The organism is Porticoccus sp. (genome assembly GCA_023261185.1).
Lineage (GTDB): Bacteria > Pseudomonadota > Gammaproteobacteria > Pseudomonadales > Porticoccaceae > Porticoccus > Porticoccus litoralis.
Genome location: JALRJN010000065.1, coordinates 1 through 12,519 on the forward strand (window position 1 = coordinate 1; position 12,519 = coordinate 12,519).

The 12,519-nt window shown below is 56.3% G+C and carries 11 protein-coding genes; 5 read left to right on the top strand and 6 right to left on the bottom strand.

Going from position 1 to position 12,519, the window contains the following annotated elements:
- Positions 1–1,056 (top strand): class I tRNA ligase family protein (locus tag ACYZYZ_RS06175; protein ID WP_461483637.1); only part of this gene is annotated, 1,056 nt, incomplete at its 5' end.
- Positions 1,057–1,116: 60 nt separating this feature from the next.
- On the opposite strand, the gene lysS is transcribed toward ACYZYZ_RS06175, so the two are convergent.
- From lysS to cueR, 4 genes are all read right to left on the bottom strand, one after another.
- Positions 1,117–2,643 carry a lysine--tRNA ligase gene (gene lysS / locus ACYZYZ_RS06180; protein ID WP_461483638.1) on the bottom strand — a complete coding sequence of 509 codons (1,527 nt, stop codon included), beginning with the start codon at positions 2,641–2,643 and terminating at the stop codon, positions 1,117–1,119.
- A 39-nt stretch (positions 2,644–2,682) separates the two neighbouring features.
- Positions 2,683–3,778 (bottom strand): peptide chain release factor 2 gene (gene prfB / locus ACYZYZ_RS06185; protein ID WP_305170011.1). Its coding sequence is split into 2 segments (ribosomal slippage): positions 2,683–3,705 and positions 3,707–3,778, totalling 1,095 coding nucleotides; the frame shifts between segments, so codons are not numbered across the junction.
- A 124-nt stretch (positions 3,779–3,902) separates the two neighbouring features.
- A complete protein-coding gene (locus tag ACYZYZ_RS06190; protein WP_461483639.1) occupies positions 3,903–4,892 on the bottom strand; it encodes a permease in 990 nt (329 codons plus the stop codon).
- 154 nt (positions 4,893–5,046) lie between these two features.
- The gene (gene cueR / locus ACYZYZ_RS06195) at positions 5,047–5,442 is read right to left on the bottom strand and encodes a Cu(I)-responsive transcriptional regulator (RefSeq protein ID WP_305170009.1); all 396 of its coding nucleotides are present in this window, start codon (positions 5,440–5,442) and stop codon (positions 5,047–5,049) included.
- 142 nt (positions 5,443–5,584) lie between these two features.
- Between cueR and ACYZYZ_RS06200 the strand changes: the two genes are divergently transcribed.
- Positions 5,585–7,192, top strand: a complete 1,608-nt coding sequence (locus ACYZYZ_RS06200) for a multicopper oxidase domain-containing protein (RefSeq protein WP_305170008.1) — start codon at positions 5,585–5,587, stop codon at positions 7,190–7,192.
- A complete protein-coding gene (locus tag ACYZYZ_RS06205; protein ID WP_461483640.1) occupies positions 7,189–7,875 on the top strand; it encodes a copper resistance protein B in 687 nt (228 codons plus the stop codon). The genes ACYZYZ_RS06200 and ACYZYZ_RS06205 overlap by 4 nt, the downstream gene beginning before the upstream one ends.
- Before the next feature lie 13 nt (positions 7,876–7,888).
- Here ACYZYZ_RS06205 and ACYZYZ_RS06210 read toward each other — a convergent pair whose 3' ends face one another.
- Positions 7,889–10,390 (bottom strand): ABC transporter permease, encoded by a 2,502-nt coding sequence (locus ACYZYZ_RS06210; RefSeq protein WP_305170006.1) that lies wholly within the window; start codon positions 10,388–10,390, stop codon positions 7,889–7,891.
- A complete protein-coding gene (locus ACYZYZ_RS06215) occupies positions 10,387–11,076 on the bottom strand; it encodes an ABC transporter ATP-binding protein (protein WP_305170005.1) in 690 nt (229 codons plus the stop codon). Before ACYZYZ_RS06215 ends, ACYZYZ_RS06210 begins: the two co-directional genes overlap by 4 nt.
- A 181-nt stretch (positions 11,077–11,257) precedes the next feature.
- On the opposite strand from ACYZYZ_RS06215, the gene ACYZYZ_RS06220 reads away from it, so the two are divergent.
- A complete protein-coding gene (locus ACYZYZ_RS06220; RefSeq protein ID WP_461483641.1) occupies positions 11,258–11,863 on the top strand; it encodes an arylesterase in 606 nt (201 codons plus the stop codon).
- Between the two features lie 69 nt (positions 11,864–11,932).
- A partial coding sequence (locus tag ACYZYZ_RS06225; protein ID WP_461483642.1) for an ATP-binding cassette domain-containing protein occupies positions 11,933–12,519 on the top strand: 587 nt, incomplete at its 3' end.

The window sequence follows — 12,519 nt, forward strand, 5'->3', positions numbered from 1 at the left end:
CGCCCCTCGACCGCGCTGGGCGAGGTCGTCCCCAGCTACAACCCGGGCGTGCGCCCGACCGACCTGGCGCCCCTGATGCCCGACTATGTGATCGCCGCCATGCGCGAGGCCCTGCCCGTCTTCGGCCGCAAGATCGCCCGCTACGTGCTGATGAACACCGAGGGGCAAGACTGCGGTCAGGACGGCAGCACCGATTACCAACTGTCCCTGGCGGATCGCTGGATCATCAGCCGCCTGCAGCAGGCGGAAAAGACCGTGGCCGAGGCCGTCGCCAGCTACCGCTTTGACCTGGCCTCGCAGGCGATCTACGAATTCATCTGGAACGAATACTGCGACTGGTATCTGGAGCTGTCCAAGCCGGTACTGTGGGATGACAACGCCGACCCCGCGTTGAAGAAAGGTACCCGTCGCACTCTGATCCGCGTTCTGGAAACCACCCTGCGCCTGGCACACCCGCTGATGCCCTTTATCACCGAGGAAATCTGGCAACAGATCAAAACCCTGGCCGGTGCCGAGGGCGATACCATCATGTTGCAGCCCTACCCTCAGGCCGACGATAGCCACATCGATGATGCCGCCACCGCAGACATCGAATGGCTGAAGAAAGTCATTATCGGCATCCGCAATATCCGCGGCGAAATGAACATTGCTCCCGGCAAGCCACTGCCCATCTATTTCAGCAACGGCAGCGCCGAGGACCAGCGCCGCCTGGAAGGCAACCGCCAGTTCCTGTGCAAGCTGGCCAACCTGGACACCATCCACTGGCTCAACCCCGGTGACGAAGCGCCCATGTCCGCCACCGCCCTAGTGGGCGACACGGAGATTCTGGTGCCCATGGCAGGACTAATCGACAAGGATGCAGAACTGGCCCGCCTCACCAAGGAAGTGTACAAGCTGCAAAAGGAACTGCAACGGGTTCAGGGCAAGTTGAGCAACGAAAAGTTTGTGGGCAAGGCACCGGCAGACGTTGTTACGAAGGAGCGAGAAAAACTGGCAGACATGGAAGCGGCGCTGGGTAAACTGCAGCAACAACAGCAGGCGATTGCAGCGCTCTAGGGATTGCCCTCCCCTGTCTGACAACACCTATGGCCCGGTCCGCGAGACCGGGCCATTTTTTTATTCCGGTCGCATATGGGGGAACAAAAGCACATCCCTGATAGAAGGTGAATCCGTCAATAACATGACCAATCGGTCAATACCGATACCTTCACCAGCGGTGGGTGGCAGGCCGTACTCCAGGGCGCGAATGTAATCCGCATCGTAGTGCATGGCTTCATCATCACCGGCATCCTTCTCTTCCACCTGGGCACGGAAGCGCGCCGCCTGGTCTTCGGCATCATTGAGCTCCGAAAAGCCATTGGCGATCTCGCGGCCACCAACAAAAAACTCAAAGCGATCGGTCACAAACGGATTGCTGTCACTGCGGCGCGCCAGAGGTGAAACCTCGGTGGGGTATTCGGTGATAAAGGTTGGCTGGTCGAGGCGGTGCTCGACGGTTTTTTCAAAAATCTCGATCTGCACCTTACCCAGCCCCCAGTTGTCCTTGAGGGGGATATCCAGGTGTTCGGCAATTTCCCGAGCGCCTTCCTCATCGGCCAAAGCTGCTGCGGAAAGGTCCGGATTGAAGTGCAGAATAGAATCAAACACTGACAGGCGACGGAAAGGCTCAGCAAAGTCGTAGCGGGTTTCCTGCAGCACTTCGCCCTCGGCATTCTTGATGGTGCTAACCACTTCGGTAGTGCCCAAAACTTCCAGGGCCATCTTGCGCAACATATCCTCGGTGAGGTCCATCAAGTCGTTATAGTCCGCATAGGCCTGATAGAACTCCAGCATGGTGAATTCAGGGTTGTGACGAGTAGAAAGACCCTCGTTGCGGAAGTTGCGGTTGATTTCGTAAACACGCTCAAAGCCACCTACGACCAGACGCTTGAGATACAGCTCCGGCGCGATACGCAGGTACATATCAATATCCAGCGCATTGTGGTGGGTCACAAAGGGCCGTGCGGTAGCGCCACCGGGAATCACCTGCAGCATCGGCGTCTCAACTTCCATAAATTGCTGGCCGTTGAGGTAGCGACGAATAAAGTCGATCACTTGTGAGCGCACCCGGAACAGGTCGCGGATTTCCGGGTTGACGATCAAATCCACGTAGCGCTGGCGGTAACGCAATTCCTGGTCAGCCAGGCCGTGATATTTATCGGGCAGTGGACGCAGGGATTTGGTGAGCAGCTGGAACTGCTCCATATTGACGTACAGATCACCCTTGCCGGATTTGTGCAGAGCACCGGAAATACCCACGATATCTCCCAGATCAACACCCTTGGCAAAGGCACGGGCCTCCTTGGTGACATACAACTGGATGGTACCGGACATATCCTGCAGCACCATAAAGGCACCGCGGTTACGGATCACCCGACCGGCCACACTGACCTGATACCCCATCGTTTCCAGAGCTTCCTTGAAGTGCTCACCAAAACGCGCCTGCAGATCAGCCGCCATATGCTCACGGTTGAAATCATTGGGGAAAGCGCTGCTCCCCTCTGCCGCTGACTGCTGACGAATTTCCGCCAGCTTGGCGCGGCGCTCGGCGATCAGTTTGTTTTCTTCGGCCTGGTCAGTGGTCTGTTTCTGAGTATCAGTCATTATTTCTGCAACTTTGTCTGCAACGTGAATTGGCCGGATTTACAACCCGGCTTTGAGTGAGGCTTCGATAAAGCGATCCAGATCGCCATCCAGCACAGCCTGGCAATTGCTGGTCTGCACATTGGTGCGCAGATCCTTGATGCGCTGATCATCCAGCACATAGGAGCGAATCTGGCTGCCCCAGCCGATATCTGACTTGGTGTCCTCTACCGCCTGAGCAGCTTCACTGCGCTTCAGCATTTCCTGTTCATACAGTTTTGCACGCAGCATTTTCCAACATTTGTCACGGTTCTGGTGCTGGGAGCGTTCGCTCTGGCACTGCACCACAATACCCGAAGGCATGTGGGTCAGACGCACCGCCGAATCGGTTTTGTTAACGTGCTGACCACCGGCACCGCTGGCGCGGTAGGTATCCGTGCGCACATCCGCCGGGTTGATATCGATCTCCACATTATCGTCAATTTCCGGAGAGACAAATACCGAGCTGAACGAGGTATGACGGCGGTTACCGGAGTCAAAAGGCGATTTGCGCACCAGGCGATGCACACCGGTTTCCGTGCGCAACCAGCCGAAGGCATATTCACCCTCAAAGCGGATGGTGGCACTCTTGATGCCCGCCACTTCACCGGCAGAACACTCTTCCAGAGTGGTCTTGAAACCTTTGTCGTCACCCCAGCGCAGGTACATGCGTAGCAGCATTTCTGCCCAATCCTGGGCCTCAGTGCCGCCAGAGCCAGCCTGGATATCCAGGTAGGCATTGTTTTCATCCATCTCGCCGGAAAACATGCGACGGAATTCAAGCTTCTCCAGTTGCGCGGAGAGTTGAGAAATCTCGGCCTCAATATCGGCTACCGCATCGGCGTCTTTTTCCTCCACAGCCATATCCAGCAGTGTCGAAGCGTCCTCAATGCCTGAATCGAGATTTTCAATGGTTTCCACCACCAGCTCCAGAGAAGCTCGCTCCCGACCCAGCTGCTGGGCACGATCCGGATCGTCCCAAACGCCGGGGTCACCGAGTTCCAGCTCGACTTCGGTCAGACGGTCTTTTTTGTTGGCGTAGTCAAAGGTACCCCCTAAGCACGTCGGTGCGCGCCTGAAGGTCTTCGAGGGTATTCCGGATCGGGTTAATTTCCATGGAAAAAGGCCAAATAGGTGTGGCAAAACAGGGACGCGATTCTACCGGATTCCAGAGCGGTTCTCTAGGGATCGCCCACGGCGAAGCAAACCACACCGCACAAAGACATCACTCGACCTACAGGCTAGGCAAACTGGTTCAATATCCACCCCATTACCAGCACCTGCGGCAAGCACACCAGAGGTAAAAACAGGGCAATCTTCCAGGATTTTGTCAGGTCGCGGATCACCATCACCTCGGTGTAATCTGTCGCTACCCCTGCCATCAGAAAGGCGAACCCGTTACCGGGAGCTGCGGCGCGGGTGACGATATCCGCAGCTATAGGCGTCGACCCCTCTGAGCAAACCTCGATAATGGTGGCTGCCAACATGGTCAACAGCAACCCCACCACGGTCGGGCCAAACAGGGCCTGATAGGTATCCATTGGCACAAAAGCACGAATCGCGGTAGCCAGCACAACACCAAAAAATAGCCAGCGAAACACCATTTTTGAGCCTTTCAGGCCGTCCCACAGCAGCGAGCCCAGACCTTTGGGTGACACCCGAACAGATTTCAGCACAACACTCATTTGGTGACCAAAGCCTTCTGCTGGGCGATCATCACTGGGCGTATGGGGATTACCTGGCAGAACCCCTTGACTCACCAGGCGATCAAATATCAGGCCGGACACAATGCCGATCAGCATGGAGAGTGCGATAAAGGCCAGCGTCCAACCCAGACCGATCAAGGCCACCAGAATGATGGTCAGAGACAAGGAGTTCCAGGGGCTGGCAATGAGAAACGCCATCAGCTGACCTAAACTGGCGCCGCGTTCGTAAAGCTTGGCCCCCACCATCAGAATGCCGTGACTACACAGGTCGAGCATCAGCCCGGCAAGGGTTGCCCTGGCAATACCGCCCACCGTGCCGCCTTTGCCGAGAGCCGACATCACCAACTCTCTCGGCACCCTATCCAGCAGGCCGACAAAGAAAACTGCAGCTAACAGCCCCCACCACATCTGGTTAATCAGCTCGTAAACGCCCGACGTCATCACCACCAGCCAGTCGGGTAACTCCGGGTGGCCATCCACCAGCCAGTAGAGCACATAGCAGAACAGGACAATGCCGCCCGACACCCACAACAGGTAGTCCGGCCGCTGCTTTTCACTATGGCACGGGCCACTTTCTCCCTGCGGCTTTGGCTTGGGGCCACAACACCCGCCAGACATTTCAGGCTTTGGTGGCTGTTCTGACTCGTTTTTTTTGGAATGGCAATGTTCGCTCACCGGTTTACTCCGTGTCGCTGGCCAGTTTATTGATAATGGAACATTCGGGGCTGTCGTCGCCGGGACATTTTTCCAGCAGCTCACTGAGCAAGGTTTTCATTTCCTGAAGTTCGCGGATATGGCGGTCGATATTCTGCACCTTCTCCGTGACCAGCTTATGCACCTCGGCACTGCGCCGTTGCGGGTTGGCCCACAGCGCAAGTAGTTCCCGGCATTCTTCAACAGAAAAGCCAAACTGCCGGGCATGGCGCAGGAACCAGAGCTGGCGGACATTGCCTTCACCGTAATCCCGATAGCCGTTGGCTTGCCGCCGGGGAGAATCCACCAGACCGATACTTTCGTAATAACGAATGGTCTTCGCATCCAGACCCGTGCGAAAAGCGACTTCACTGATTTTCATAAGTCACCTAATACATGTCTTGCCTTCACTTTAAACATTACAGCAACTAGAAGGTCAAGCCATTAAATCCGTCTATTGACCTTCCAGCCGTTGGAAAGTCTAATATTTGACTGTATCCGATGAGGTCTTGAATTCACTCACAATGAAATATTGTCTTAAATACCTGCCACTGCTATTCATCGCCTGCGCGTTGAGTCCTTCGCTGCTGGCCGCCACCCACACCGTCGATCTGACCATGCGTTACGAAACAGTCACCCTCGGGGAAAAACCTGTCCGGGCGATTACCGTGAACGGCCAGATACCGGCTCCAGAACTACGCTTCACCGAAGGTGATGACCTCATCATCAATCTCCACAACGAACTCGATGAACCTGGCTCCATTCACTGGCACGGTCTGCTGGTGCCCTACAAGATGGACGGTGTTCCCTGGGTTTCCATGCCCCCCGTGATGCCCGGTGAAACATTCCAGTACCGTTTTAACCTGCAACAATCCGGCACTTACTGGTACCACTCCCACAGCAAATTCCACGAGCAGCGCGGGCTCTATGGCGCATTTATCGTGGAACCAAAAAAAGAGCCGCTGGCATACGATCGTGAAATGACACTGATGTTGTCTGACTGGGCCGACCGCAATCCCGATGAAACCTATCGCAACCTGAAAAAGGACGGCGATTACTACAAACAATTTCACCCCAGCTGGAAATTCTTCTGGGACGAATACCGCAAAGCTGATGAAGCGGGAAAAAAACAGGTTCGCGAGACTATTGCCCACATGCAGCAGATGCGCATGGGCGTCTGGGATTGGGGCGATGTTGCCTACGACGCCTTTCTGCTTAACGGAAAAACCCCAAACCAGCCCTGGACAGAACAAGTTGTGCAAGGGGAAACCGTGCGGCTAAGAATTATTAACGGTGGTGCCAGCAGCTACTTCAATCTGCGAATTGACGGTGCCGAATACTTTACCGTCGTCGCTGCAGACGGCCAGCCCGTTGAACCTGTTAAGGCCCAGCGATTGTTGATGGGCATGGCAGAAACCTATGACATCCTGCTCAAAATTGATGAAGACAAGCCCTACTATGTCTACGCAGAATCCCAGGACCGCACCGGACACGGTATCGCCACCCTGAAAACCCGCCCCGATCAGGCCGACTCCGCTGAACTGCCAGCCTTCAATGACCCCTGGTTTACTGAAGAGCACAACCACCACGATATGGCAGGAATGGACCAGGATCACGACATGGCGAAGATGGATCATAGCCAACACTCAGGGCATGACATGTCATCAATGGCAATGACAACACACGTGCCGGAGGCAGTGATCAAGCTGGATTACAACCATCTACGGGCCACCTACGAATCTCATCGCCAGCAAGAACCGGCCATCGACATCACCCTGCGCCTCACTGGCAACATGGAGCGCTATATCTGGTCCTTTGATAACGTGCGCTTTGAAGATGCCGAACCGATCCTGTTTGAAGAGGGAAAAACCTACAAGCTGACCCTGATCAACGACACCATGATGCATCACCCCATTCATATCCATGGGCACTGGTTTGTAATGGATACCGGCAACGGCAATCACAACCCCCGCAAACACACTATTGACGTACCTCCCATGGGGAAACGGGTGGCATGGATCAAAGCTGAGGCAAATGGAAAATGGTTGTTCCACTGCCATAATCTCTACCACATGAAAGCTGGCATGACGCGGCTGATCAACTACCACAACATGGTGGAGGACGAAGAATGAGCCTCCAAAGATTATTACTTCTAGCCACAGCGCTGATTCCCGGACTGTGCACAGCGGATATGACCAGCGGCAGCTGGTTCCACCGTACCGACGTGGAGATTATTCGCCAGCACGATGAGAATAGCTGGGAACTCGATACCCGCTATCTGGGAGGCCCGGATTTCCACAAACTACTGATAGACATGGAGTCGGAAATCACCGATGACCGGCTCGAAGATCTGGACATGGATATTTTTTATGCGCGCCCTTTTGGCCGATACGGCCTGTGGAAAGGTGGCATCAACTATCGCTACCGCCCCGCTGCGGATATCCGGCTGGGTGCAGGGTTGGAATACCTTTTGCCGTATTTCATCCACACGGATCTGGTGTTCTATCAATCGGACGATCATGCCGAAACAACCCTGGAAGTCGAGCGCAAGTTCATGCTCACCAACCGCTGGGGGCTATTACTCAAGTTTGAAACACTCTGGTCCAGCAACGAAGTCGAGGCACAGGAACTCAGTGAAGGCTGGAATAGCTTAGAACAGCGCACCAGCTTCTTTTATCAACCTAACGCACAGCTTAGAGTGTTTATCGAATACCGGGTGGAGCGCCTCTGGGATGACCGCAAGGAGATGGCGCGTGACGAAGGTGAACACACCAGCGAGGAAGGATTTTTCCTCGGCGCAAAAATAATGTTCTAAACCTCGATACACCTCAGAGATTTGACAATACCTGCAACGGTGGCTGAGTTATCGAGCGGCGGGTATATGCCACACCCAGACTGGCCACCAGCAATGCCCCCACCAACGGCCCGACCACCCACAATTCCCAGTGCAGACCGAAAGGCGCTTCAAACATGCGCTGCTGTAACAGGAATAGCGCCAGCTCTGCGCCACTGGCGGCCAATAATCCGGCCAGCCCACCCAGAACACCAAACTCCAGCGACTGAATCGCAAGAATCCGTTTGCCGGTGCTGCCCAGGGTGCGTAACACCGCACTTTCCTGCAGACGCTCTGACATGGACAGTTTTACCGCCGCAAGCATCACCAGCACACCACAACCCAGAATCAGCAAGGTCATCAGTTCCAACCCATGAGTGACCTGGGACACCATGGTGCGGATTCGGTCAATCACCATGTCCAGCTCAATCACCAGCACTGTCGGGAACTGGCTGAGCAGGTCGTTTACAAAAGCTTTCTGTTCTGGTGGCAGGTAAAGGCTGGTCATAAAAATGCGGGGGAATTTTTCCAGGTAGCCCTCGGGAAACAGAATATAAAAATTGGGAGTCATGGTGTCCCAGTTGAGACTGCGGATACTGGTCACCACACCGTCAAACGTCAGGCCACCCACACTGAAAGTCAGCCGACTCCCCAGAGTGACACCAATTTCCTCTGCCAAGTCCTCCTCAATGGAAAGCGGCGCTACGCCCTCGCCATAACGCTCTGCAAAGCCTTCTATCTGCGGCCACCAGAGCCCTTCCTCCACAGCATTTCCCTGCGGCAGTTCTTCGGTCCAGCTGAGATTGAGTTCGCGGCGCAGTGCTTCATTCTGGTCAATCAGCTCTTCCGAGGGGGTCTCGCCATCGATCAGCGTGATACGCCCACGCACCATGGCATACCAGCCCACCGTGGTGAGGTCGTTGTCTGCCAGCAGCTTTTCAACGCCCTGCAACTCGTAGGGGGCGACATTCACCAGAAAGTGGTTTGGAGCATCCTCGGCCAATTGCCAGCGCCATTCTTCCAGCAGCGTGGTGCGGATCATCACCAGTGTCATCAGAATTGCCATGGCACCCGCAAACCCGGCCAACAACACCAGGCTCTGTATTCTCCGCCGCCACAGGTTGCTCAACGCCAATCGCCAGACACTTCCCACACGGGCGCCCAGCCGGTTGAGTTGCCGCAGCAACAACCAACCCGGCCCCATCACAGTAGCGGCAGTCAGCGCCAGTCCGCAGAGTACCGCCAACCCCATGGCGAGATTCTGGCTATACCAGAGCAGCAGCAAGGCCACCATGGCAACGCCAATCAGCAATCGTTTTACAACACCCACAGGATGCAGCGACACATCCCGGCGCAAAACCGCCAGCGGCGACAGTGAAGGCAGATGCCACAATGCCGGCAGGGCAAATCCCAGCAAACTCAACAAGCCGGTGGCGATACCGGTAAACCAGGGCCGCCATCCCGGCGTCGGCAGCATGACCGGTAACAACTCCCTCACCAGCACGATCAGCACTTCATGGATTAACCAGCCCAGCAACAGGCCCAGCAACGAACCGATCACACCCAGCAACAACACCTGCTGGCCATACAACTGCCGCACCCGGCTGGCGGAGACACCCCAGCTTTTCAGTAACGCCACGGTGGATGTCTGCCCCTCCGCAAAGTGGCGGCTGGCCAACGCCAGGGCAATGCCCGCCAGAACCACACCAAGGCTGCCAGCCAGCAACAGGAAACGCCGTCCCTGGGTCAGGGTATCGGCGAGTCCCGCCTGTGCTTCATCGGGCGATAGCAGTCGGTCGTGCACCGCCAGCTGGGGTTCCAGCCAGCCCAGATAATCTTTCAACAGCGCATCTTCTCCGGCCAGCAGCAACCGGTAATTGACCCGACTGCCGGGCTGTATCACTCCGGAGGCCGCGAGGTCATTCCAGTTCATCAACACCCGGGCGCCAAACAACGAAAAGGAGCCGCCCCGGTCCGGCTCTTCAACAATTACCCGGCTGGCCCGCAGTCGAACTTCGCCCACTTCCAGTGAATCGCCAAGGGACATATTCAGCAGTGGCAGCAGGCGGCTATCCACCCAGACTTCGCCGGGCGCCGGTCCGTGATCCAGTTGCTGCATCTCCGCAACGTCGGTGGAAAATGGGGTGTCAGACAGGGTCAGCAATCCGCGCAGCGGGTAATTCGGTTCAACCACCTTGACCGACGCCAGGTGGTTGTAATCACCGCTGTAAACCATGGAGGCGAACAACGCCACGTTGGCTGTTTCCAAACCGCGCTGCTGCGCCTCCGCCTGCCATTCAGTCGGCATTTCCCGGCTGCTGCGCACCTGTGCATCCGCCGCCAGAAAATGGCTGGATTCTTTCACCAGGGCGCGTTCCACGCGATCGGCCAGCAGGGCAACAGAGGTCACCACTACCACTGCCATCACAAGTGCGCTGAATACCAGCCCCAGCTGGCCACCGCGCCAGCTACGCCATAACAGCTTAAGAGCCATCATCCGGCAGCGACCCGCCCGGCGGTTTCAGTGTCCACGATACAGCCTGCCTGCAGTGTGATACGACGATGGCAGCGGTTGGCCAGTACCTGTTCGTGGGTCACCAGCACCAGCGTGGTGCCCGCCTCGGCATTGAGCTGAAACAACAGATCATTGATGGCTTCACCGGTTGCGGTGTCCAGATTGCCGGTGGGTTCATCGGCAAACAGTATTTTCGGTTGGCTGGCAAAGGCACGGGCCAGGGCTACGCGCTGTTGCTCACCACCGGAAAGCTGTCGCGGGTAATGGCTCAACCGTTCTCCGAGCCCAACACGCTGCAAATATTCGGTGGCCATCACCAGTGCATCCCTGTCTCCCCGCAATTCCAGTGGCAACGCCACATTTTCAAGCGCCGTCAGGCTGGGCAACAGGTGGAACGACTGAAACACAAAGCCCACATAGCGGGCGCGAATGGCCGCACGGCCTTCCTCGTCCATTGTCGTCAGGTCTTCGCCGTTAATCTTTACCTGACCACTGCTGGGCAGGTCCAGCCCCGCCAAAATGCCCAACAGGGTGGACTTGCCCGAGCCAGATGGGCCGACAATAGCCAGCGCCTCGCCTTCGGCAACAGCGAGGTTGATGTCATCGAGAATGCAAAGACTTCCGGCAGATGTGTTCACCGTTTTGTTGATACTGCTGGCTTCAATCATGAAATACCTCGGTTAGCGTCCTTCCATTTACCCGAAAAGCCCCGGCGTTTTACCCAAAACAGCCTCGGCACTGTATATGAGAATGTTGAGCCTGTGTTTAACGCCGCATTGACCACACAGATAGAAAAGCAACAACCTGCTAGACTGTATGACTTCTCATCCACCATCAAGCTCTTCTCCCATGTTGCGTTCACTACTGCTCATTCTGTCCCTGCTGTTCAGCCTGCCCGGCTTCAGTGCCACCCTGTTGGTGCTGGGCGACAGTATCAGTGCTGGTTACGGTGTCGACCGAGGCAAGGGCTGGGTGGAACTGATGCAACAACAACTGCGCAACGAGCACCATGTGGTCAATGCCAGTATCAGTGGCGACACCACCGGTGGCGGCCTGTCCCGGCTCGATACCCTGATAGAGGAACACGCGCCGGATTTTGTGCTGATCGAACTGGGGGGCAATGACGGCCTGCGCGGTTACCCCATCCATCGCATCAAGGAAAACCTGCGCGCCATGATCAACCTCATCCGCCTGGCCGACAGCCAGCCGATTCTGTTCGGCATGCGCATTCCACCCAACTACGGCAAGCGCTACAGCGAGCAGTTCTCCAACGCCTATTCCGACATTGCCGAAGAAGAAAATGTCCCACTGCTGCCGTTTCTTTTCGAAGATATCGCAGCCAACCCCGATCTCATGCTGGAGGACGGCATTCATCCCAGCGAACAGGCACAACCATTGATTGCCGAACGCACCCTGAAATTACTCACCCCGCTCCTTAACGGGGAAGAATACTGATCACTGCTGGCTGACACCATTCTCTGATAGAATCCGCGGCCTTCTCCACTTGCACAAAAACTGAGTGCCATGAGCCTGATCCGCATTGACGATATTTCCATCGAGTTTGGCGATGTGCCATTGCTGACCCATGCCAGTCTTACGGTGGAAACGGGTGAACGGATCTGCCTGATTGGCCGCAATGGCGCCGGTAAATCCACCTTGCTGAAAATTATCAACCGGCAGATCAAGCCGGACCACGGCGAACTTCACTATCGCCAGCACCTTCGCATCAGCCAGCTGGAGCAGAACCTGCCCGGTGGCCTGGAGCGCAATGTCGCGGACGTGGTGAAAGAGGGCCTCGCCGACCAGCAGGCGCTAATCGACCAGTTCCACCAGCAATCGAGCCAGACACTGGACAAGGCTGGTATGAAAGCCCTCGAAGACTTGCAGGCGGCCATCGACGCCGGTGGTGGCTGGCAAATCGACAAGCAGGTGGAAACCATCATCAGCCAGCTGGAACTGCCCGCCCACAAAACCCTGGCGGAGCTGTCAGGCGGCTGGCGCAGAAGAGTCGCACTGGGCAAGGCACTGGTTTCCAACCCGGATGTGCTGCTGCTGGACGAACCCACCAACCATCTGGATATCAGCACCATCGAGTGGCTGGAACACCGGGT

Excerpts from the sequence above, each read along its gene's own strand:
- ACYZYZ_RS06220 (WP_461483641.1), top strand. The coding sequence starts at position 11,258 with ATGTTGCGTTCACTACTGCTCATTCTGTCCCTGCTGTTCAGCCTGCCC.
- lysS (WP_461483638.1), bottom strand. The coding sequence starts at position 2,643 with ATGACTGATACTCAGAAACAGACCACTGACCAGGCCGAAGAAAACAAA.
- ACYZYZ_RS06205 (WP_461483640.1), top strand. The coding sequence starts at position 7,189 with ATGAGCCTCCAAAGATTATTACTTCTAGCCACAGCGCTGATTCCCGGA.
- cueR (WP_305170009.1), bottom strand. The coding sequence starts at position 5,442 with ATGAAAATCAGTGAAGTCGCTTTTCGCACGGGTCTGGATGCGAAGACC.
- ACYZYZ_RS06210 (WP_305170006.1), bottom strand. The coding sequence starts at position 10,390 with ATGATGGCTCTTAAGCTGTTATGGCGTAGCTGGCGCGGTGGCCAGCTG.
- ACYZYZ_RS06215 (WP_305170005.1), bottom strand. The coding sequence starts at position 11,076 with ATGATTGAAGCCAGCAGTATCAACAAAACGGTGAACACATCTGCCGGA.
- ACYZYZ_RS06200 (WP_305170008.1), top strand. The coding sequence starts at position 5,585 with ATGAAATATTGTCTTAAATACCTGCCACTGCTATTCATCGCCTGCGCG.